The following is a 21,377-nucleotide window of genomic DNA, read 5'->3' as shown; positions in this document are numbered from 1 at the left end:
CTGAAAATGGGGGAAAGACTCAGGTCTTTTTCCGTTGATGCTCAAGATAAAGGCTTCTGGCCACGGCAATCACCACGCTCAGAGCGAACAGGATGAACAAGCCGGTAACAAACCAAAATGTGCCGCCGGTTAACAGGCTTCCAGCCCATGAATAGACGATAGTGGCCGGTAACTGACCGATGCCGGTGGCGATGAAGAAATGGCGAAAACGAATCGAGGTCAGGCCTGATGCGTAGCTTACCGGGTCGAACGGCACAAAAGGTAACAGGCGACAGACAAGAATTGTGTGCTTGCCATAGCGCTCGAAAAAAGTGTCCATGTTGTTCAGCACCGTTTTTCCGGTCAGTTTTTCCACCGCGCTGCGACCTAAAACGCGGGCAATAAAAAAGCACAGCGCCGCGCCAGCCATCGCGCTGCTCCAGGACAGTACGCCGCCCCAAAATGCGCCAAACAGCGAGGCATTGGCAAAGGTGATCACAAAGGCGGGAAGCGGCGCGACGATGGCTTGTAAGATCATCAGGAAGAACGACACGACCGCCGCCAGGGTTCCGTAAGAACGAATGAAGTTCTCAAGAGCATGCTGATCGAGCGTGGTAAATGCCGCCAGACTGCCGTGAAGAAAATCACTCACGCCAGGTATCCACGCCCACACCATCAGGGCGAGCAGCAGCAGGGCAAGCAAGCTTATACGGTAATAGCGTGTCCGCCGGGCTTTATTCATCTTGATCATTTACCCGCGTACTCGTGACCGGGCGCCGGATCGACATGTTTATGCCGCGCCCAGGCTTTGGCTGCCTGAACGAGGACGAATAGCGCCAGCCCCGCAACGCTGAGCTTACCGATAAATGCCCAGCTAATCCCTTCGCTGGCCAGTTCGTGCGACATCAGCGTATAGATAAAGATGCCGGGCAAGGTGGTTAGCGCAGATATCACGGTAAATGACCAGAACGGAATGGCCGTTAGCCCATAGGCATAGTTTTGAATGTTATAGGGGAACAGTGGCACGAGCCGGGTCAGGATCAGAAAGTCTACTCCACTATGGGCAATGCCTTTTTCGATAGCCTGAAACGTTGCCGTATGGCCAACGTATTTCAGCAGTAATTCCCGGCCAAGCCAGCGAGCCAGCATAAACGACAGCGCCGAAGCCATGGTTGCCGCCACTAACGAGATAAGCGTCCCTGTCACCGGGCCAAACAGCACACCGCCGACGATCACCAGAATGCTGCCAGGGATCAGACACAGCGCGGCAACTATAAACAGCAGGATATAAAGGGTATAGCCGAACAGGCCGCTTTGGCGGATGATATCTTGTAAATGATGGAAATTGGTGATCAGATCGGTCAGACCGTAATGATGGAAAACTCCCGCCAGAACGCAGAACAATACCGCAACAATTAGCAGCCGATATTCTGCGTTATGCGAACTTCTTTTTCATGGGGGTTCTCCTGTAAAACCGAATGCAATGTAGCGTTTTCGTCAGCGAAAAGTGCGCGCGAAGATATAATAAATTTCCGGCTGCAACAATGTATTACCGTGGCTTTATTGATTTTGCACAGAATAAACAGACTCTCCAGGCCTGGCCCGGAGAGTGAAAATACGCAGACGATCAGACGCGGAATTTAGCCCATACAGGCGCATGGTCGGACGGCTTTTCCATGCTGCGGATTTCATAGTCGATGCCGGTTTCTTCGCAGCGCTCCGCCAGCGGTTTGCTCGCCAGCAGCAGATCGATACGCAGGCCACGGTTATCATCAAAGCCTTTTGAGCGGTAATCAAACCACGAGAACTGGTCGTTCTTTTCAGGCCAGGCGTGACGGTAGGTATCTACCAGGCCCCAGCCCAGCAGACGCTCCATCCACTCGCGCTCTTCTGGCAGGAAGGAACATTTGCCGGTACGCAGCCAGCGTTTACGGTTCTCTTCGCCAATACCGATATCGAGGTCGGTTGGGCTGATATTCATATCGCCCATGATCAATACCGGATTGTCGCGCTTCAGTTCAGTCTCCAGATAGTTTTGTAGGTTCTGATAAAACGCGGCTTTGGCCGGGAACTTGGTTTCATGGTCACGGCTTTCGCCCTGCGGGAAATAGCCGTTGATCACCGTGATGCTGCCCAGAGGGGACGGAATTTCCGCCATGATGATACGACGCTGCGCTTCTTCGCCATCACCCGGGAAGCCACGACGCACCGCAATCGGCGTTTCTTTCGTTAATAGTGCTACGCCGTAGTGGCCTTTCTGACCGTGATAAAAGACGTTATAACCCAGCTTTGCTACCTCTTCGAGAGGGAACATATCGTCGTGGACTTTTGTCTCCTGTAAGCCAATAACATCCGGTTGGTGTTTTTCGACAATGGCTGCCAGTTGATGGGGACGGGCACGCAGGCCGTTGATATTAAAAGAGACAAATTTCATAGTCGCTGCCACTTTGCAAGATGAATAGTGCAAGGATGGTAGCAGAATTTCTGCAGGCTGACTGCTTCTTGTCACCTGATTCCAACAATGATTGCTAATGGTGTTAACGATGGAGCAAAAACTGCACCGTTTTGGCGCGTAGCTCGTCGGAATAGAGCAATAATTTCCGATAAATTTCGTATACGATCACAATTCCAGAATTATATTTGGCAACTGAATAAAATTGCGTTTTTTCCTCTGTTTAGTCATCTGGTACGCAAACATATTCACTTTATATGCACATACAGTGAATATCGTCAGGTTGTAACTCGTTGATATTCCGTCACCGTCCTCCGTTTATGCACTTTTTTCGCTGGCTGGCACGAAGCCTGCAATCTACATTTACACCGCAAACACTATATTTATTAACATATGAATAACTTTTTATTTACCGTTGAGGTCGCTATGTCTCTGTCAATTACGCGTGAAAATTTTGATGAATGGATGATGCCCGTATACGCTCCGGCCCCTTTTATTCCGGTGCGTGGCGAAGGTTCACGTCTGTGGGATCAGCAGGGTAAAGAGTATATCGATTTCGCGGGAGGCATTGCGGTTAACGCGCTGGGTCATGCACATCCGGCATTGCGCGAGGTATTAAACGACCAGGCGAGCAAATTCTGGCATACGGGAAATGGCTACACCAACGAGCCGGTGCTGCGCCTGGCGAAAAAGCTGATTGATGCCACTTTTGCCGAGCGTATTTTCTTCTGTAACTCTGGCGCAGAAGCTAACGAAGCGGCATTAAAATTGGCACGTAAATATGCCCACGATCGTTTTGGTAGCCAGAAGAGCGGCATTGTGGCGTTTAAAAATGCTTTCCATGGTCGCACGCTGTTTACCGTCAGCGCCGGAGGACAGCCCGCCTATTCACAGGACTTCGCGCCGCTGCCGCCGGATATCCGCCATGCGGTGTATAACGATCTCGACTCTGCCGGTCAACTGATTGATGACAACACCTGTGCGGTTATTGTGGAGCCGGTGCAGGGGGAAGGTGGCGTAGTGCCGGCAACAAACGCCTTTTTGCAGGGGTTGCGTGAATTATGCGATCGCCATAATGCGCTGTTGATTTTTGATGAAGTTCAGACCGGAGTTGGTCGTACCGGCGAACTGTATGCCTACATGCACTACGGCGTTACGCCGGACCTGCTGACGACAGCGAAAGCGCTGGGCGGCGGTTTCCCCATCGGCGCACTGCTGGCGACAGAGCGTTGCGCCAGTGTGATGACGGTCGGTACGCACGGTACAACCTACGGCGGAAACCCGCTGGCCACTGCGGTGGCGGGAAAACTGCTGGAAATTGTTAACACGTCGGAAGTGCTTAACGGAGTGAAACAGCGCCACGACTGGTTTGTGGAGCGTATTAACGCCATTAACGAACGTTTTGGACTGTTTAGTGAAATTCGTGGACTCGGACTGCTGATTGGCTGTGTGCTGAACGCGGAATTTGCCGGGAAAGCAAAACTCATCTCGCAAGAAGCGGCCGTTGCCGGAGTGATGGTGCTGATTGCTGGCGCTAATGTGGTGCGGTTTGCGCCAGCGTTAAACGTCAGCGAAGAAGAAATCGCCACCGGACTGGATCGCTTTGCGCTGGCCTGCGAACGCATTAAAGCAGGAGGTTCATCATGATGGTGATTCGTCCCATTGAACGCGCTGATATCACCGCGCTGATGCAGCTTGCCAGTAAGACCGGCGGCGGGTTGACCTCGCTACCGGCGAATGAAGCTACGCTGATGGCGCGTATCGAACGTTCGCTACAAACCTGGCGCGGTGAGTTGCCCAAAAGTGAGCAGGGATATGTGTTTGTGCTTGAAGACAGCGCCAGCGGAACCGTGGCAGGGATTTGCGCCATTGAGGTGGCGGTGGGGCTTAACGATCCCTGGTACAACTACCGGGTCGGTACTCTGGTGCACGCCTCGAAAGAGCTGAACGTGTATAACGCGCTGCCGACGCTGTTTCTGAGTAACGATCACACGGGCAGTAGCGAACTTTGTTCTCTGTTTCTCGATCCGGACTGGCGTAAAGAAGGCAACGGCTATTTGTTGTCGAAGTCGCGCTTTATGTTTATGGCGGCCTTTCGTGACCGATTCAATGAGAAGGTCGTGGCCGAGATGCGCGGCGTGATCGATGAACACGGCTACTCTCCGTTTTGGCAAAGCCTCGGCAAACGTTTTTTCTCAATGGAGTTTAGCCGGGCGGATTTTCTCTGCGGAACCGGGCAAAAAGCCTTTATTGCTGAACTGATGCCTAAGCATCCGATTTATACCCATTTCCTGTCTGACGAAGCGCAAAGCGTGATTGGTCAGGTGCATCCGCAAACGGCTCCTGCGCGGGCGGTGCTGGAGAAAGAAGGATTTCGCTACCGCAACTACGTCGATATTTTCGACGGCGGACCGACCCTGGAATGCGATATTGACCGGGTACGGGCTATCCGTAAGAGCAGGCTGGTGGAGGTGGCTGAAGGGCAGCCTGCGCCGGGCGACTATCCTGCTTGTCTGGTTGCCAATGAAAATTATCAAAATTTCCGCGTCATGTTGGTTCGTGCTGACCCGGATACTCAGCGTCTGGTGCTGACGGCGGCGCAACTGGACGCCCTGAAATGTCACGCGGGCGACCATGTACGTTTTGTGCGTCTTTGTGCAGAGGAGAAAACAGCATGACATTATGGATAAACGGCGACTGGGTGACGGGGCTGGGCGAGCGTCGGGTGAAAACCAATCCCGTAAGCGGTGATGTGCTGTGGCAGGGCAATGATGCCGATGCAGCCCAGGTAGCGCAGGCGTGCCGGGCCGCGCGCGCAGCCTTTGCCAGTTGGGCTAAACAGCCCTTTGGCGCACGCCAGGCCATTGTTGAAAAATTTGCCTCATTGCTGGAAAGCAATAAAGCTGTACTCACACAGATTATCGCCCGGGAAACCGGCAAGCCCCGTTGGGAAGCCGCCACGGAACTGACGGCGATGATCAATAAAATTGCCATCTCCGTGAAAGCCTGGCATGCACGTACCGGAGAGCATCACAGCGAATTACCGGATGGCGCAGCGACGTTGCGCCATCGCCCGCACGGCGTGCTGGCGGTTTTTGGCCCGTATAACTTCCCTGGCCATTTACCCAATGGTCATATTGTTCCGGCACTGCTGGCAGGCAACACATTGATTTTCAAACCCAGCGAGCTGACGCCGTGGACCGGTGAAGCCGTGACAAAGCTGTGGGAGCAGGCGGGATTGCCGCCGGGCGTGCTGAACCTGGTGCAGGGCGGTCGCGATACGGGGCAGGCGCTGAGCGGGCAGGACGACCTCGATGGCCTGCTGTTTACCGGCAGTGCCAATACTGGTTATCAACTGCATCGACAGCTATCCGGCCAGCCGGAAAAAATCCTCGCTCTGGAGATGGGGGGCAACAACCCGCTGATTATTGAGAACCCGGAAGATATTGATGCCGCAGTGCATCTGACTATTCAGTCCGCGTTTGTCACCGCCGGACAGCGTTGTACCTGCGCCCGTCGCCTGTTAGTTAAAAAAGGCGCGCAGGGGGATGCGTTCCTGACGCGCCTGGTGGACGTCAGCCAGCGTTTAATGCCCGGCAACTGGGATGCAGAACCGCAGCCATTTATTGGCGGGCTGATTTCCGAACAGGCCGCGCGGCATGTCTATGATGCCTGGCAGCGTCTGGAATCGTTAGGGGGCCGAACGCTATTAGCGCCACGTCTGGTGCAAGCCGGAACGTCACTGCTCACCCCTGGGATCATCGAACTGACCGGGGCGGCGAACGTACCCGATGAAGAGGTCTTTGGACCGCTGCTTGGCGTCTGGCGTTATGACAGCTTTGATGACGCAATTCGTATGGCGAACAACACCCGCTTTGGATTGTCGTGTGGGTTGGTTTCCCCCGATCGCAGCCAGTTTGATCAACTGCTGCTCGAGGCGCGGGCCGGGATCGTCAACTGGAATAAGCCGTTAACCGGCGCGGCGAGTACAGCGCCGTTTGGCGGCGTTGGCGCTTCCGGGAACCATCGCGCCAGCGCGTGGTATGCCGCAGATTATTGCGCCTGGCCGATGGCAAGTCTGGAATCACCGGCCTTAACGCTGCCAACGACGCTTAGCCCCGGCCTGGATTTTTCTCGCGAGGATAAGCTATGAAAGCCCGTGAGGTAAATTTTGATGGTCTGGTGGGGCTGACCCACCACTATGCGGGGCTGTCATTTGGTAATGAGGCCTCAACCAAACATCGTTTTCAGGTATCGAACCCGCGTCTGGCGGCGAAGCAGGGTCTGCTAAAGATGAAAGCGCTGGCGGATGCGGGATTTCCCCAGGCGGTGATCCCGCCTCATGAGCGGCCGTATATTCCGGTGCTGCGTCAGTTGGGCTTTACCGGCCGCGACGAACAGATACTGGAGAACGTGGCGCGTCAGGCGCCTCACTGGCTCTCCAGCGCCAGCTCCGCATCGTCTATGTGGGTGGCGAATGCGGCAACGGTCTGCCCTTCAGCCGATGCGCTGGACGGGAAAGTGCATCTGACGGTGGCGAATCTGAATAATAAGTTTCACCGTTCGCTGGAAGCGCCGACCACCGAAGCGTTGCTACGGGCGATTTTCCGTGATGAGAATAGTTTTACGGTCCACGGTGCGTTACCCCCGGTTGCGCTATTCGGTGATGAAGGTGCGGCAAACCATAACCGCCTCGGCGGGGATTACGGCGACCCTGGCGTACAGCTGTTTGTTTACGGTCGTGAAGAAGGGAATGCATCCCATCCGAAGCGCTATCCGGCGAGGCAATCCCGTGAGGCCAGCGAGGCGGTCGCCCGACTGAATCAGGTTAACCCGCATCAGCGCATTTTTGCCCAGCAAAACCCGGACGTTATCGATCTTGGCGTGTTTCATAACGATGTGATTGCGGTGTCGAATCGCCAGGTACTGTTTTGTCATCAGTTGGCGTTTGCCAGACAGCAGGCGTTGTTCGAGCAGTTACGCAGTCAGGTGGCAGGTTTTACCCCGCTGGAAGTCCCGGCTGCGGAAGTGTCGGTGCAGGATGCGGTGACCACCTATCTGTTTAACAGCCAGCTATTGAGCCGTGATGACGGTTCGATGATGCTGGTCCTGCCGCAGGAGTGTCGGGAGCATGCGGGCGTGTGGCGGTATTTGAACCGTCTGCTCGAGGAAGACAATCCGATCGATGACCTGCAGGTATTCGATCTGCGTGAAAGTATGTCCAACGGCGGCGGTCCGGCATGTCTGCGCCTGAGAGTGGTGCTTACGCCACAGGAGCTGCAGGCCGTAAATCCGGCGGTTATCATGAACGATAATCTGTTTAACACGCTGAATAATTGGATCGACCGTTACTATCGCGATCGTCTTACCGCCGCCGACCTTGCCGACCCGCAGTTGTTACGTGAGGGGCGTGAAGCGCTGGATACGTTGACGCAATTGCTCAACCTCGGCTCTGTGTATCCCTTCCAGCAGGAGAGGACCAGCCATGGATAATTTTCTGGCCCAGACGCTGGCAGGGATAACCCCCGAGACAACCGAGGGCACAGCTCGCGGCTTTTCCTGGCAGTGGATTGGTCACGGAATTCTGGAGCTGACGCCGGACACTCCGGCGGAATATTCGCTGGTGCTGTCTGCGGGGATCCACGGTAATGAAACGGCCCCGGTAGAGATACTTGATTCAATTCTCTCCAGGCTGTTTAGCGGTGAACTAACGCTGACATGGCGGCTGCTGGTGATTCTGGGGAACCCGCAGGCGCTGGCGGCGGGACAACGTTATTGTCATAGCGACCTGAACCGTATGTTTGGCGGCCGTTGGCAGATTTTTGCCGCGAGTGAAGAAACGCACCGAGCCCATCAGCTTGAGCTGTGTCTGGAGGATTTTTATTCGCGGGCGAAAGAGCCAGTACGCTGGCATCTGGATCTGCACACCGCGATTCGCGGCTCGCAGCATCTGCGCTTTGGCGTGTTGCCACAACGCAACGTTGCCTGGGACGAAGATTTTTTGGGATGGCTGGGAGAGGCAGGGCTGGAGGCGCTGGTTTTCCATCAGACACCTGGCGGCACGTTCACCCATTTTAGCGCTGAACATTTTGGCGCGCTGGCCTGCACGCTGGAACTGGGTAAAGCGCTGCCCTTTGGACAAAACGATCTGGCTCAGTTTGCGCAGACGGCAGATGCACTGGCGAAGCTGCTGCAGGGCGAGCGAATGTCACCGGGAGAAACATCTCCGCTGCGTTACCGCGTGGTGTCGCAAATCACGCGGCGTAGCGACGATTTCATTCTTCACATGGATAACCAGACGCTCAACTTTACCCCTTTTACAGAGGGCACCTTGCTGGCGCAGGACGGTGATGAACGTTTTACCGTCACCCATGATGTTGAATACGTTCTTTTTCCAAATCCAAACGTGGCCTGTGGTTTACGTGCCGGATTGATGCTCGAAAAATTGTGACAAATATATATGCCCTTTTGGTTTATCCCTAAGGGCTTATTTTTGCGTGCTGTTTTTATTTATTACGGATTATTCCTGGTGAATTGCTTTCTTAATAATCAGGGATGAGGTATAGTTCTTCATAATCCCTTCAAAATCATCCTGTTGTAATTTTTTATTGCAACTCTGCGCAATTTATTCTTTTTTTCTCCATAATTGATGAAAGTTTGTTTTTTACACTTTCATTGTTTTACCGTTGCTCTGATTAATTGACGCTTAAGCCGGTAAAGTTAATCTCGTCAACACGACATCACATTGCATAAGAGTCGCATGAGTGTCGTAAAAATAACTGAAAGAAAGGATAATTATTATGCGTAAACTGACTGCTCTGTTTGTTGCCTCTACCCTGGCGCTGGGCGCTGCTAACCTAGCCCACGCCGCTGACACGACAACAGCTGCGCCAGCTGATGCCAAACCAATGATGCACCACAACGGTAAGTTTGCCCCGCATCATGACATGATGTTTAAAGACCTGAACCTGACCGATGCGCAGAAACAGCAGATTCGCGAGATCATGAAAGGTCAGCGCGATCAGATGAAACGTCCGCCGCTGGAAGAGCGCCGCGCAATGCACGACATCATCGCCAGCGATAGCTTTGATAAAGCGAAAGCGGAAGCGCAGATTGCGAAGATGGAAGAACAGCGCAAAGCCAACATGCTGGCGCACATGGAAACTCAGAACAAGATTTACAACATTCTGACCCCGGAACAGAAAAAGCAGTTTAATGCCAATTTTGAGAAGCGTCTGACAGAACGTGCCGCGCAGAAGGGTAAAATGCCGCAAGCTGCTGAGTAATCGTTCAGCGTCTACACTATATCATTCACGCTGTGTGTGCTGATTGCCGCACAGTGTGAAACCAAACTCAAGACCGCCGCTCTTGTCCACAACACGTTTAACGAGGTGGGCAGGATCGGCGGTTTTTTCTTTGCTGCCTCTTGCACCGCGCTTGTGACACGTTATTCTCCTGAAGCCCGCGAAAACTCCACCTGGATAGCGCGTTGTTCTTTTTTGCAAAACACCGGGTTCATCGCTAAGGCAAATCAACTCTGCTGCCGATAACAATAATCTGCAGGGTGAACATAACAATGATGATTTATGGCTGCCTGTTTACGGTGGGCTGCCGTGCTGCGCCTTTCTGGAGGGATGATGGAATACTTTGATATCCGCAAAATGCCGGTCAATCTGTGGCGAAATGGTGCGGGAGAAACGCGTGAGATTTGCTGTTTTCCGCCAGCAACACGAGATTTTCACTGGCGGGCGAGTATCGCCTCCATCGCAGCGAATGGGGAGTTTTCTCTTTTTCCCGGCGTAGAACGCGTGATTACCCTGCTGGAAGGTGGAGAAGTGACGCTGGAAGAGCCGAACACCTTCACGCATACCCTGAAACAGCATCAGCCTTTTACCTTTGCCGGTGACAAGGTGGTAAAAGCGAAGCTGACGGAAGGGCAGATGTCGATGGATTTTAATATCATGACCCGACGGGATGTCTGCCAGGCAAAAGTCAGAGTTGCCGATCGCACCTTTACGACCTTTGGTTCGCGCGGCGGCGTAGTGTTTGTTATCAGCGGAGCCTGGCAACTGGGTGATAAGTTGTTGACCGTCGATCAGGGTGCAAGCTGGCACGACGGTAAACACACGTTACGACTGCTGGAACGCGAGGGGAAACTGCTGTTCAGCGAGATTAACTGGATGCCGGGGCATTCTCCGGACTCAGTTCAATAATGTCATATTGACCAGACAGAATAGGCCGGCAGAGAATTTTGTAGCCATCTTGATCAAAGCCGGCCGGCATTCGCGCGAGTGTAGCTGCCTCATCCAGCGTTGAAACGGCTCCCAGCCACAGCCAGTTATTGATGATATGGTACTGCGTCATTTCAGCGCGGGTTTCCTGCAGCGCAATGGCATTGCTCCACGGCCAGCAGATTACGCGCACTCTTTCCAGGGCTTCTACCAGACGCAAATGATGTGCTTCAGGGCTTTCTTTCCCGCAGCAGGCTCCGGCGCAGCGTTTAAGCGCGGAGCGAAAACAGGCGCGCCCGTGGCTCAGGGGTTCCAGCCCCAACAGGCCGTAGCACAGCTGTTGTTCATCGGCGAGGCTTTGCAGCGTCTGTAGCGCTGCGCGGCGGTTGGCAAACAGGCCAAACAGATTGGGGGCGTGGGAGAAATCAATATCTCGTGCGTAAACCACCTGAACCGTTCGATCGGTAAGCTGCAAGGCACACAGTTGGCGATTGCGTCGCAGCCGTTTGTTAAACAGGGGCTGCTGTTCTTTGATAAGCCGCGCTTCCAGCAGCAGGGCGCCAATTTCTCCTGCCGTACAAATCCAGCTAATGCGCCTGGCCTGACGCAGCATACTCGCTTCGTCTGCGGTACGCAGATGCGCCAGCACACGGCTGCGAATATTGACACTTTTACCAATATAAAGCGGCATGGTGTCGCTATCACTGTGAAACAGATAGACGCCTGGCGCGGTGGGAAGCGCACTCAAAAACGGGCGCAGGTGCTCGGGATATTCATAGATTGCCGCTGCCTCAAATGTCAGACGAGGGGCTGATTGACGCTGTACCACTGTTGACTCCAGATGCTGGTTATTCATCCAGTGTAGCAGTTTGAGGGCGATTAAAAAAGCGGCATGAGATTCAGCAGGCTAATGCCAGATAGTGCCAATCCTGGCGCTACCCGGCATTTTGAAGGGAAAAGGATTACGCTTTTTTCCAGAAATCATCAAACACGGTGATCGGTGTGCGACGTTTATGCTCAGTTTTCACGTACCAGCCTTCAATTTTTTTTGCGACGTCGGCATCCAGCGTTTTTCCTTCCAGATAGTCGTCGATGTTGTCGTAAGTGACGCCGAGTGCGGCTTCATCCGGCAGAGAAGGGCGATCGTCCTCGAGGTCGGCAGTTGGTGCTTTCTTATATAAGTGCTCCGGGCACCCCAGCGCGGCAAGCAGTTGTTTGCCCTGGCGCTTGTTCAGACGAAATAGTGGGTTAATGTCGGTACCGCCATCGCCGTACTTAGTGAAAAATCCGGTGATGGCTTCTGCAGCATGATCGGTACCCACGACAACGCCGCTGGTCATGCCGGCGATACTGTATTGTGCCTTCATACGTTCACGGGCTTTTTCATTGCCACGCACAAAATCGCTCAGTTCGATACCCGCTTCACGCAGGGCCTGCTCGCTGGCCAGCACCGCGCCCTTAATATTGACGGTCAGTACGCGGTCCGGTTGAATAAAGGCGATGGCATCCTGGCAGTCTTGCTCATCGGCCTGAACGCCATACGGTAGGCGTACGGCAATAAACTGCAGTGCGTCATTACCCGTTTCTTTTCGCAGCTCGGTGATCGCCATCTGGCACAGTTTTCCCGCGAGCGTTGAGTCTTGTCCGCCGCTAATTCCCAACACCAACGATTTCAGAAAGGGGTAGGTCTGCAGATACGATTTCAGGAAATCCACGCTGCGGCGAATTTCTTCTTCTGCATCGATGTGCGGTTTTGCGCCAAGCGCCTGGATAATCTCTTGCTGCAGAGTCATTTAACCCCCTCCGAAAAATAAAATGATCAAAAAAATGATGTGTTAAAGCTAACGCGTTGAGGCCCAAACGACAAGGGATGCGAGCCTGATATAGCATCATTTTGTTTTAATAGAATTTTCCGAAACCACCTAAGTATCCTCTGATTGCTTGAAAAATGCGTTGTTGTGCTCCAGGCTTATATAACACGCTGAAATACAAGAGGACGGAATATGAACAAGAATCTAACAGGAATTCTGAGCGCAGCGGCTGTTTTGACTATGCTGGCAGGGTGTACGGCTTACGATCGTACGAAAGACCAATTTGTTCAGCCCGTGGTGAAAGATGTGAAGAAAGGGATGAGCCGGGCGCAGGTAGCGCAGATTGCCGGTAAACCGTCTTCCGAAGTCAGTATGATCCATGCGCGTGGGACGTGTCAGACCTACATCCTGGGTCAACGAGATGGTAAAGCTGAGACCTATTTTGTTGCTTTAGATGACACCGGACACGTGATTAACTCTGGCTACCAGACCTGCGCAGAGTACGACACCGACCCGCAGGCAGCGAAGAAGTAACAACTGTTTATTGCCTGAGCACTCGGGAAAACCGGCCACTGCGCCGGTTTTTTTATGTCACACGATCTTAATTATTGACGCGAATTATTTGCCTGAAGTGTGAGGGTGGTCATAACGCCAGGTCAAGGAGAGACAATTTAGTTGGTCAAGGAAATACCATCCGCCGGTGCAATCCCGTATACTCATTTCAGCCACCTAAAAAAGTAATTTAGCTGACGCAAGTTACCCAGAGCATGGATGCAGGTTAGGGCTTGCGGAGTGTCTGGTGACAGATAATCGCACATGAGGATCGTTTTAATGGAAAAGAAACACATTTATCTGTTTTGTTCTGCGGGCATGTCGACTTCATTGTTGGTTTCGAAGATGCGTGCTCAGGCCGAAAAATACGAAGTACCGGTTATTATTGAAGCGTTTCCTGAAACGCTGGCCGGAGAAAAAGGTCCAGTGGCCGATGTTGTATTATTAGGTCCACAAATTGCTTATATGTTGCCCGAAATTCAGCGTTTGTTACCCAACAAGCCTGTGGAAGTGATTGACTCGCTGCTGTATGGCAAAGTCGATGGTTTAGGCGTGCTTAAGGCTGCGGTTGCAGCAATTAAAAAAGCCGCAGCAAATTAATTATTTTATTTTAATTTTTCCCGTCAAAGAGTTATTTCATTAACATTCACCGCAATTATTAATTGCGGTATTTAAGGGTATTTTTCTATGAGTAACGCTATTGCTTCACTTGAAAAGGTACTCCTTCCTTTTGCTGTAAAAATTGGAAAGCAGCCACACGTTAATGCAATCAAAAACGGTTTTATTCGTTTAATGCCGTTAACCCTCGCAGGGGCCATGTTTGTATTAATCAATAACGTTTTCCTGAGCTTTGGGGAGGGGTCGTTTTTTTATTCAATGGGCATTCGACTTGATGCTTCAACTATTGAAACGCTGAATAGTTTGAAAGGCATTGGTGGAAACGTCTATAACGGTACGCTGGGTATCATGTCATTGATGGCGCCGTTCTTTATCGGTATGGCGCTGGCAGAAGAACGCAAAGTCGACTCTCTGGCTGCCGGGCTGTTATCCGTCGCCGCGTTTATGACCGTAACGCCATATAGCGTGGGTGAAGCCTATGCCGTTGGCGCGAACTGGCTCGGCGGTGCCAATATTATTTCCGGTATTATTATCGGCCTCGCGGTCGCGGAAATGTTCACCTTTGTGGTCCGTCGCAATTGGGTAATTAAATTACCTGATAGCGTACCGACATCCGTGTCGCGCTCTTTCTCTGCGCTGATTCCTGGCTTCCTTATCCTCTCCATTATGGGGATCATCGCCTGGGCATTGAACACCTGGGGTACGAACTTCCACCAGATCATCATGGATTCCATTTCAACTCCGCTGGCATCGCTGGGCAGCGTGGTGGGCTGGGCCTACGTGATTTTTGTTCCGCTGCTGTGGTTCTTCGGTATTCACGGTTCACTGGCGCTGACCGCGCTGGACAGCGGTATCATGACGCCATGGGCGCTGGAAAACATTTCCATCTACCAACAGTTTGGTTCCGTAGACGCCGCGCTGGAAGCCGGAAAGACCTTCCACGTCTGGGCGAAACCGATGCTCGACTCCTATATTTTCCTCGGGGGTAGCGGGGCTACGCTGGGTCTGATCATCGCTATCTTCCTGGCATCGCGTCGTCCGGATTATCGTCAGGTTGCTAAACTGGCACTGCCATCAGGCCTGTTCCAGATTAACGAACCTATCCTGTTCGGTCTGCCGATCATCATGAACCCGGTGATGTTTATCCCGTTCATTCTGGTGCAGCCGATTCTGGCGGCGATTACGCTGGCAGCTTATTACTCCGGCATTATTCCACCGATTACCAACATCGCACCGTGGACCATGCCAACCGGTTTGGGCGCGTTCTTTAACACCAACGGTAGCGTTGCTGCTCTGCTGGTTGCGCTGTTCAACCTCGGTATCGCCACGCTGGTTTACCTGCCGTTCGTGGTGGTAGCCAACAAAGCGCAGAACGTTATTGATCAAGAAGAAAGCGAAGAAGATATCGCTAACGCATTGAAATTCTAAATTTAATCCGGCATGGCTTCACGGTCATGCCGGACTGAACCAGAGGGAAAAAGTATGTTGGATATCGAGAACATCGTCGACACGCAGTCAGAAGCAGAAGAACTTGAAGAAGTGGTGATGGGCCTCATCATCAACTCCGGTCAGGCGCGTAGCCTGGCGTACGGCGCGCTCAAAATGGCCAAGCAAGGCGATTTCGAGTCAGCTAAGGCTATGATGGACCAGTCCCGTCTGGCGCTGAATGAAGCGCATCTCGTGCAAACGAAACTGATTGAAGGCGATCAGGGCGAAGGTAAAATGAAAGTTAGCCTGGTGCTGGTTCATGCTCAAGACCACCTGATGACATCAATGCTGGCGCGTGAGCTGGTGACTGAACTGATTGAGCTTCACGAAAAGCTGAAATAGCGAGGAGTGCATAATGCAGCTACAGATTAACGCACCGGAAATTAAAACCGTCTATGAGCAGCAGCTGTTTAATGGCAAAAATTTCCATGTGTTCATCTACAACAAAACTGAGAGCATCAGCGGGCTGCATCAGCATGACTACTACGAATTTACCCTGGTTTTAACCGGGCGCTATTATCAGGAAATCAACGGTAAACGCGTATTGCTCGAACGCGGGGACTTTGTTTTTATTCCATTGGGATCGCACCACCAGAGTTTTTATGATTTTGGGGCGACAAGGATCCTGAACGTCGGTATCAGTAAACGCTTTTTTGAACAGCACTACCACCCGCTGCTGCCATTTTGTTTCGTTGCATCACAGGTCTATCGGGCGAATAATTCGTTTCTCACTTACATTGAAACGGTTATTGCATCATTGAACTTTCGCGAGAGTGGACTGGATGAATTTGTAGAAGTGGTCACCTTCTATATTATTAACCGGTTGCGCCATCATCGCGAAGAGCAGGTGCTGGATGATATTCCGCAGTGGCTTAAAACCACCGTGGAGACCATGCATGACAAACGGCAGTTTAGCGAGAATGCGCTGGAAAACATGGTACACCTGTCCGCGAAATCCCAGGAGTATCTGACCCGTGCAACCCAGCGTTATTACAGCAAGACGCCGATGCAGATCATTAATGAAATCCGCATTAACTTTGCTAAAAAACAGCTGGAAATGACTAACTATTCTGTAACGGATATTGCTTACGAATCTGGCTACAGTAGTCCAAGTCTGTTTATTAAAACGTTTAAAAAGCTGACGTCATTTACACCTAATAGCTATCGTAAGAAATTAACTGAATTTAATCAGTAGATATTATTTGCCAATAACCCATTTTTTATAGCTTGCCCAAAATAGCGTCGGGACAGCCACGCTATATCTGACAAACGGGTTGAGCATAATACACGTCAGTGTTTTGACACTGAAGGGAGAAAGTATGAGCCAGAAATTAAAAGTCGTCACTATCGGTGGCGGGAGCAGCTACACCCCTGAGTTACTTGAAGGCTTTATTAAGCGCTATCATGAATTACCGGTTTCTGAATTGTGGCTGGTTGATGTCGACGATGGAAAAGAGAAGCTGGACATTATTTTTGACCTTTGCCAGCGCATGATCGATAAAGCTGGCGTGCCGATGAAGTTGTTTAAAACGCTGGACCGCCGTGAAGCGCTGAAAGATGCTGATTTCGTTACTACCCAGCTGCGCGTAGGGCAACTGAAAGCCCGCGAAAAGGATGAACGCATTCCGCTGAGTCACGGGTATCTGGGGCAGGAAACCAACGGCGCTGGTGGGCTGTTCAAAGGTCTGCGTACTATTCCGGTTATCTTTGATATTGTCAAAGATGTGGAAGAACTGTGCCCGAATGCGTGGGTGATTAACTTTACTAACCCGGCCGGGATGGTGACGGAAGCGGTCTATCGCCATACGAATTTTAAGAAATTCATCGGTGTATGTAATATTCCTGTCGGCATGAAAATGTTCATTAGCGATGTGCTGGCGCTGAAAGAGAGCGATGACTTATCCATCGATCTGTTCGGTCTGAACCATATGGTCTTTATTAAAGACGTACTGGTGAATGGTAAATCACGCTTTGATGAACTGTTGGATGGCGTGGCTTCAGGTCAACTGAAAGCCTCCACCGTGAAGAACATCTTCGATCTGCCGTTCAGTGAAGGGTTGATTCGCTCGCTGAAACTGCTGCCGTGCTCATATTTGCTCTATTACTTCAAGCCAAAAGAGATGCTGGCGATTGAAATGGGTGAATACTATAAGGGCGGCGCTCGCGCTCAGGTGGTACAGAAAGTGGAGAAACAACTGTTTGATCTCTACAAAAACCCGGATTTGAACGTGAAACCGAAAGAGCTGGAACAGCGCGGTGGAGCCTATTACTCCGATGCGGCCTGTGAAGTGATCAACGCCATCTACAACGACAAACAGACCGAGCACTATGTCAACGTTCCGCACCATGGGCATGTTGACAATATCCCGGCTGACTGGGCGGTTGAGATGACCTGTACACTGGGACGCAACGGCGCCACGCCGCACCCACGTATTACCCATTTTGATGAGAAAGTGCTCGGCCTTATCTATACCATTAAAGGCTTTGAAGTCGCGGCGAGCAATGCGGCACTGAGCGGTGAGCTGAATGATGTGCTGCTGGCGTTGAACCTGAGTCCGCTGCTGCATTCTGACAGCGATGCCGAGATTCTGGCGCGTGAGCTGATTCTGGCGCATGAAAAATGGCTGCCAAACTTCGCCGGGTGTATCGAGAAACTCAAAAGCGAACAACACTAACTGAGGTCGGCTATGGAACGCGTACTGATTGTAAATGCGGATGATTTTGGCCTGAGTAAAGGACAAAACTACGGCATTGTTGAAGCCTGTCGCAATGGCGTGGTCACCTCGACAACCGCACTGGTTAATGGCGCAGCCATTGACCATGCGGTACAGCTGAGTCGCGATATTCCTGAACTTGCCGTTGGGATGCATTTTGTTCTGACGCTGGGCAGGCCGTTGACGGCAATGCCAGGCCTTACTCGTGACGGGTTACTGGGAAAATGGATCTGGCAGATGGCTGAAGAAGACACCTTGCCGTTGGATGAAATTTCTCAGGAACTGGCCGCGCAGTATCAGCGTTTTATTGACCTGTTCGGGCGGGAGCCAACGCATCTGGATAGCCATCACCATGTGCATATGTTCCCGCAGATTTTCCCTATCGTGGCCGGGTTTGCTGCCCAACGGGGGATTGCGTTACGGATCGATCGTCAGGCGGTATTCCAGGCGTCTGACTTTCCGCAGACGTTACGGACTTCCCAGGGATTCAGCAGCGAGTTTTATGGCGAAAAGATTTCTGAAGCCCTGTTTTTGCAAACGCTTGACGCGTCAGCAGACCGGGGAGAGTCCTCGCTGGAAGTGATGTGTCATCCGGCCTTTATCGATGACATTATTCGTCAAAGTGCCTACTGTTACCCCCGCTTAACTGAGCTCGACGTGCTGACGTCTCCGTCACTGAAATATGCTATTGCGGAACGCGGTTATCGTCTTGGCAGTTTTCTGAACGTCTAACTCCTGAGTTTGCGGCGCATAATGCGCCGCATTTTTTTAGGCAGGGATCGTGTCGATTTTTCCGGCGCGTGACCAGACGCGGTGCGCAGTCATTAGCGTCAGCAGGGTATCCATAAACTGTGCGTCTGCACTGTCTGCCTCCACCACGCCTTCTTCTCCTTCAGTTTTGATATCCAACGTTGCTTTAAACTGACGCGCATCGCCAGCCAGTGCGATAGGTTTTAAGTGCTTATACGCTTCGAGTAAGTAATATCGGGCATCACCGTTCATAGCGATATCTGCGATATTGCCACACGGAACGATAACCGCATCGACGGTCAGCGATGGTGAACCCGCAAAGGTACCGGCGATTGTCAGGACGGAACCATCATCGGCAACCACATTACCCATTCGGGAATAGAGCAGTTTGGCGTGAACGCCTTTGGCCTGTAAGGCTTGCATGATGGCAAGCAGGTCGCCCGATTTCACCTGGTCATTAAGTAGAATGGCGACCACGCGGCCCTTAATCTCACCTTGCGCACCCGCATATAAACTGAGTGACGGCGCACTTTTCAAACCATTGACGTTAGCCGGTGGGGCGATTTTGGCCTGTTCCTCGGTTAGCTCAAAACCGAGATTATCGGCAACCGCCTCGGCGAGGGCTGTATCAATATGGGCTAACTGTTCGACCACTCTTTCCCGAATATAGGGGCGCGTAACTTTGCTGAGTTCGAAGCTGAATCCGCCGATAATATGCTGCTGTTCAATTGGCGTCTGACTTAGCCAGAACAGGCGAGGGTGCGCATAGTATTCGCCAAAAGAGGGACTACGTTCGCGGATTTTGTTTCCTTCAATCCGTTCCTGATATGACTCAAATCCACCGCGTTTTGGCCCCGGCGGCGTTTCACGCGGCCAGTTATCATTGATGGAATTAGGTTCATAGTTGGCAGGGTTGGTATCGATGTCCATACGATGCATGCCGTCACGCTGGAAATTATGGTACGGGCAGGTCGGGCGATTAATCGGTATTTCATGGAAGTTGGGCCCGCCCAGGCGGCTGATTTGGGTATCGGTATAAGAAAACAAGCGGCCTTGCAGCAAGGGATCGTTGGTAAAATCAATACCAGGGACGATGTGTCCGGGATGAAAAGCGACTTGTTCATTTTCGGCGAAGAAATTATCCGGATTACGGTTCAGCACCATTTTACCAACGCGTTGCACCGGAACCAGCTCTTCCGGGATCAGCTTGGTCGGGTCGAGCAGGTCAAAATCGAACTTGAATTCGTCTTCTTCAGGAATGAGCTGCAGCCCCAGTTCGTATTCCGGATAATCGCCTGCTTCGATAGCTTCCCACAGATCGCGGCGATGAAAATCGGGATCACGACCGGTAAGTTTTTGCGCTTCATCCCATACCAGCGAAGCTTTGCCCGCCAGCGGTTTCCAGTGAAAACGGACAAAGGTGGCTTTCCCTTGCGCATTTATCAACCGGAACGTGTGAATGCCAAAGCCTTCCATCGTGCGATAGCTGCGTGGAATACCCCGGTCGGACATCGCCCATATAACGTTGTGCAACGTTTCTGGCTGTAATGAAACATAATCCCAAAAGGTATCGTGGGCGCTTTGACCCTGTGGGATAGCCCAATGCGGTTCCGGTTTTACCGCATGAACGAAATCCGGGAATTTATGGGCATCCTGAATGAAGAAGACTGGTGTGTTGTTTCCCACCAGATCGAAAATGCCCTCCTCAGTATAAAATTTGGTCGCAAATCCTCGAATATCTCTGACCGTATCCGCTGAGCCTGCGCCGCCCTGAACCGTAGAGAAACGGACAAAAACTGGGGTGATTTTATTTTCATCACTCAGAAAGTCCGCTTTCGTTGTCGCGCTGAGGCTGGCATAGGGCTGAAAGTAACCATGAGCGGCCGAACCTCGGGCATGTACGATCCGCTCCGGGATGCGTTCGTGATCAAAATGGGTGATTTTTTCCCGCAGGATAAAGTCTTCCAGTAGAGTTGGCCCACGGTTTCCTGCGCGCAGAGAGTTCTGATCGTCTGCGATGCGCACTCCCTGATTGGTTGTCAGAGCAAAATCTTCGCTGCCTTTACGAAAACTATCCAGCGCGTTGAGTTTGTCACTTTTGGTGTCAGGCGCTTTTAAGCTGCCGGACGTAGTGGGCTGCATGCCTGGTGGCGTGGGTTCAGGTGTTGGCCGATGTGAACCGTCTGCTGGCGCCAGTGAGTCAAGTCCTGGCTGGGATTCGCTGGCATCATGAACCGGCGCTGAGTGATGGAGTGGGTGCTTATCATTCTGTGACATTAAACTCGTCTCCTGTTTTCATCGCTTAAAGGTCGTTGTTGCCGTCAAAAGCTTTAACTATAGACCACTTGCTCAGTGGTGCAGGAACTGACCGAGGGCGTAAAGCGCGATGAACCAGGCAAACAGCGCACGCAAGGCAGGACGTCAGGAGGCAAAATCGGCTAAGATAGCCGTTTTCTGATTTTTAGAATTAGTCTTTAGTGAAGCAACTGATTATGAAACCTCTTCGCCAACAAAATCGTCCGGTAATTAGCTATGTTCCTCGCGTGGAGCCAGCCCCACCAGAGCATGCAGTTAAAATGGATGCGTTTCGTGACGTATGGATACTGCGCGGAAAATATGTCGCTTTTGTCTTAATAGGGGAGGCGTTTCAGCGTTCACCTGCATTTACGGTCCCGGAATCAGCGCAACGCTGGGCTAATCAGGTTCGCCAGGAAAATGAACTGAGCGATTAATGGATATAAAAAAACCGCCGGAGCATGACACTCCGGCGGTTTTTTTGTTT

Annotated in this window: 21 protein-coding genes; 15 read left to right on the top strand and 6 right to left on the bottom strand. The window is 52.0% G+C overall.

The features are described 5' to 3' along the window. Positions 1 to 19 precede the first annotated feature (19 nt). From GFC06_RS17410 to xthA, 3 genes are all read right to left on the bottom strand, one after another. Entirely contained in the window at positions 20 to 730 is a 711-nt protein-coding gene (locus GFC06_RS17410; protein WP_153690433.1) for a TVP38/TMEM64 family protein, read from the bottom strand. Next, positions 727 to 1,383, bottom strand: coding sequence for a TVP38/TMEM64 family protein (locus GFC06_RS17405; protein ID WP_194831202.1), 657 nt, complete (start codon positions 1,381 to 1,383; stop codon positions 727 to 729). Before GFC06_RS17405 ends, GFC06_RS17410 begins: the two co-directional genes overlap by 4 nt. Before the next feature lie 223 nt (positions 1,384 to 1,606). Beyond that, positions 1,607 to 2,413 (bottom strand): exodeoxyribonuclease III, encoded by an 807-nt coding sequence (gene xthA, locus GFC06_RS17400; RefSeq protein ID WP_016156323.1) that lies wholly within the window; start codon positions 2,411 to 2,413, stop codon positions 1,607 to 1,609. Between the two features lie 444 nt (positions 2,414 to 2,857). On the opposite strand from xthA, the gene astC reads away from it, so the two are divergent. The 7 genes from astC to ves all read left to right on the top strand — a co-directional run bounded on the left by astC (position 2,858) and on the right by ves (position 10,644). After that, positions 2,858 to 4,078 (top strand): succinylornithine/acetylornithine transaminase, encoded by a 1,221-nt coding sequence (astC, locus tag GFC06_RS17395; RefSeq protein WP_153690432.1) that lies wholly within the window; start codon positions 2,858 to 2,860, stop codon positions 4,076 to 4,078. Then, on the top strand, positions 4,075 to 5,109 hold the full coding sequence (gene astA, locus GFC06_RS17390) for an arginine N-succinyltransferase (RefSeq protein WP_016152846.1): 1,035 nt from the start codon (positions 4,075 to 4,077) through the stop codon (positions 5,107 to 5,109). Before astC ends, astA begins: the two co-directional genes overlap by 4 nt. After that, positions 5,106 to 6,584: a succinylglutamate-semialdehyde dehydrogenase gene (gene astD / locus GFC06_RS17385; protein WP_153690431.1), complete on the top strand. Its 1,479-nt coding sequence runs from the start codon at positions 5,106 to 5,108 to the stop codon at positions 6,582 to 6,584. Before astA ends, astD begins: the two co-directional genes overlap by 4 nt. After that, positions 6,581 to 7,924, top strand: coding sequence for an N-succinylarginine dihydrolase (gene astB, locus GFC06_RS17380; protein ID WP_153690430.1), 1,344 nt, complete (start codon positions 6,581 to 6,583; stop codon positions 7,922 to 7,924). The genes astD and astB overlap by 4 nt, the downstream gene beginning before the upstream one ends. Continuing rightward, on the top strand, positions 7,917 to 8,882 hold the full coding sequence (astE, locus tag GFC06_RS17375; RefSeq protein ID WP_153690429.1) for a succinylglutamate desuccinylase: 966 nt from the start codon (positions 7,917 to 7,919) through the stop codon (positions 8,880 to 8,882). The genes astB and astE overlap by 8 nt, the downstream gene beginning before the upstream one ends. A gap of 349 nt (positions 8,883 to 9,231) precedes the next feature. Beyond that, entirely contained in the window at positions 9,232 to 9,717 is a 486-nt protein-coding gene (spy, locus tag GFC06_RS17370) for an ATP-independent periplasmic protein-refolding chaperone Spy (RefSeq protein ID WP_003030629.1), read from the top strand. Positions 9,718 to 10,068: 351 nt separating this feature from the next. Then, positions 10,069 to 10,644 (top strand): environmental stress-induced protein Ves, encoded by a 576-nt coding sequence (ves, locus tag GFC06_RS17365; RefSeq protein WP_016152850.1) that lies wholly within the window; start codon positions 10,069 to 10,071, stop codon positions 10,642 to 10,644. Here ves and cho read toward each other — a convergent pair. Beyond that, positions 10,604 to 11,518: an excinuclease Cho gene (cho, locus tag GFC06_RS17360; protein WP_131348439.1), complete on the bottom strand. Its 915-nt coding sequence runs from the start codon at positions 11,516 to 11,518 to the stop codon at positions 10,604 to 10,606. The two genes, ves and cho, sit on opposite strands and share 41 nt — an antisense overlap. A 106-nt stretch (positions 11,519 to 11,624) precedes the next feature. Then, entirely contained in the window at positions 11,625 to 12,455 is an 831-nt protein-coding gene (gene nadE, locus GFC06_RS17355) for an ammonia-dependent NAD(+) synthetase (RefSeq protein WP_047498859.1), read from the bottom strand. A 210-nt stretch (positions 12,456 to 12,665) separates the two neighbouring features. On the opposite strand from nadE, the gene osmE reads away from it, so the two are divergent. The 7 genes from osmE to chbG all read left to right on the top strand — a co-directional run bounded on the left by osmE (position 12,666) and on the right by chbG (position 18,577). Further along, positions 12,666 to 13,007, top strand: coding sequence for an osmotically-inducible lipoprotein OsmE (gene osmE, locus GFC06_RS17350; RefSeq protein ID WP_003030621.1), 342 nt, complete (start codon positions 12,666 to 12,668; stop codon positions 13,005 to 13,007). Between the two features lie 297 nt (positions 13,008 to 13,304). Next, positions 13,305 to 13,625, top strand: a complete 321-nt coding sequence (gene chbB / locus GFC06_RS17345; RefSeq protein WP_003832547.1) for a PTS N,N'-diacetylchitobiose transporter subunit IIB — start codon at positions 13,305 to 13,307, stop codon at positions 13,623 to 13,625. Positions 13,626 to 13,712: 87 nt separating this feature from the next. Then, positions 13,713 to 15,071 carry a PTS N,N'-diacetylchitobiose transporter subunit IIC gene (gene chbC, locus GFC06_RS17340; protein WP_003030619.1) on the top strand — a complete coding sequence of 453 codons (1,359 nt, stop codon included), beginning with the start codon at positions 13,713 to 13,715 and terminating at the stop codon, positions 15,069 to 15,071. Positions 15,072 to 15,125: 54 nt separating this feature from the next. Then, positions 15,126 to 15,473: a PTS N,N'-diacetylchitobiose transporter subunit IIA gene (gene chbA, locus GFC06_RS17335; RefSeq protein ID WP_003030618.1), complete on the top strand. Its 348-nt coding sequence runs from the start codon at positions 15,126 to 15,128 to the stop codon at positions 15,471 to 15,473. Positions 15,474 to 15,483: 10 nt separating this feature from the next. Beyond that, positions 15,484 to 16,326: a transcriptional regulator ChbR gene (gene chbR / locus GFC06_RS17330; RefSeq protein ID WP_085951046.1), complete on the top strand. Its 843-nt coding sequence runs from the start codon at positions 15,484 to 15,486 to the stop codon at positions 16,324 to 16,326. Between the two features lie 124 nt (positions 16,327 to 16,450). Further along, positions 16,451 to 17,806, top strand: coding sequence for a 6-phospho-beta-glucosidase (locus tag GFC06_RS17325; protein ID WP_153690428.1), 1,356 nt, complete (start codon positions 16,451 to 16,453; stop codon positions 17,804 to 17,806). Positions 17,807 to 17,818: 12 nt separating this feature from the next. After that, on the top strand, positions 17,819 to 18,577 hold the full coding sequence (gene chbG, locus GFC06_RS17320) for a chitin disaccharide deacetylase (protein WP_047500828.1): 759 nt from the start codon (positions 17,819 to 17,821) through the stop codon (positions 18,575 to 18,577). 36 nt (positions 18,578 to 18,613) lie between these two features. On the opposite strand, the gene katE is transcribed toward chbG, so the two are convergent. Further along, a complete protein-coding gene (gene katE / locus GFC06_RS17315; RefSeq protein ID WP_141875107.1) occupies positions 18,614 to 20,872 on the bottom strand; it encodes a catalase HPII in 2,259 nt (752 codons plus the stop codon). A gap of 209 nt (positions 20,873 to 21,081) precedes the next feature. Here katE and cedA point away from each other — a divergent pair, with 209 nt between their 5' ends. Next, positions 21,082 to 21,327 carry a cell division activator CedA gene (cedA, locus tag GFC06_RS17310; protein ID WP_369707928.1) on the top strand — a complete coding sequence of 82 codons (246 nt, stop codon included), beginning with the start codon at positions 21,082 to 21,084 and terminating at the stop codon, positions 21,325 to 21,327. Positions 21,328 to 21,377 lie beyond the last annotated feature (50 nt).

The organism is Citrobacter braakii (assembly GCF_009648935.1).
In the GTDB taxonomy this organism is placed as follows: Bacteria; Pseudomonadota; Gammaproteobacteria; order Enterobacterales; family Enterobacteriaceae; genus Citrobacter; species Citrobacter braakii.
Note: the sequence above shows the minus strand (reverse complement) of the source record. Positions and strands in the feature narration are given on the sequence as shown.

Bases quoted from the DNA above. Each gene is read 5' to 3' on its own strand.
- GFC06_RS17325 (WP_153690428.1), top strand. From the start codon at position 16,451: ATGAGCCAGAAATTAAAAGTCGTCACTATCGGTGGCGGGAGCAGCTAC.
- osmE (WP_003030621.1), top strand. From the start codon at position 12,666: ATGAACAAGAATCTAACAGGAATTCTGAGCGCAGCGGCTGTTTTGACT.
- ves (WP_016152850.1), top strand. From the start codon at position 10,069: ATGGAATACTTTGATATCCGCAAAATGCCGGTCAATCTGTGGCGAAAT.
- astC (WP_153690432.1), top strand. From the start codon at position 2,858: ATGTCTCTGTCAATTACGCGTGAAAATTTTGATGAATGGATGATGCCC.
- chbC (WP_003030619.1), top strand. From the start codon at position 13,713: ATGAGTAACGCTATTGCTTCACTTGAAAAGGTACTCCTTCCTTTTGCT.
- spy (WP_003030629.1), top strand. From the start codon at position 9,232: ATGCGTAAACTGACTGCTCTGTTTGTTGCCTCTACCCTGGCGCTGGGC.
- nadE (WP_047498859.1), bottom strand. From the start codon at position 12,455: ATGACTCTGCAGCAAGAGATTATCCAGGCGCTTGGCGCAAAACCGCAC.
- cho (WP_131348439.1), bottom strand. From the start codon at position 11,518: ATGAATAACCAGCATCTGGAGTCAACAGTGGTACAGCGTCAATCAGCC.
- chbB (WP_003832547.1), top strand. From the start codon at position 13,305: ATGGAAAAGAAACACATTTATCTGTTTTGTTCTGCGGGCATGTCGACT.
- astE (WP_153690429.1), top strand. From the start codon at position 7,917: ATGGATAATTTTCTGGCCCAGACGCTGGCAGGGATAACCCCCGAGACA.
- astB (WP_153690430.1), top strand. From the start codon at position 6,581: ATGAAAGCCCGTGAGGTAAATTTTGATGGTCTGGTGGGGCTGACCCAC.
- xthA (WP_016156323.1), bottom strand. From the start codon at position 2,413: ATGAAATTTGTCTCTTTTAATATCAACGGCCTGCGTGCCCGTCCCCAT.
- katE (WP_141875107.1), bottom strand. From the start codon at position 20,872: ATGTCACAGAATGATAAGCACCCACTCCATCACTCAGCGCCGGTTCAT.
- astD (WP_153690431.1), top strand. From the start codon at position 5,106: ATGACATTATGGATAAACGGCGACTGGGTGACGGGGCTGGGCGAGCGT.
- GFC06_RS17410 (WP_153690433.1), bottom strand. From the start codon at position 730: ATGATCAAGATGAATAAAGCCCGGCGGACACGCTATTACCGTATAAGC.
- chbA (WP_003030618.1), top strand. From the start codon at position 15,126: ATGTTGGATATCGAGAACATCGTCGACACGCAGTCAGAAGCAGAAGAA.
- chbG (WP_047500828.1), top strand. From the start codon at position 17,819: ATGGAACGCGTACTGATTGTAAATGCGGATGATTTTGGCCTGAGTAAA.
- astA (WP_016152846.1), top strand. From the start codon at position 4,075: ATGATGGTGATTCGTCCCATTGAACGCGCTGATATCACCGCGCTGATG.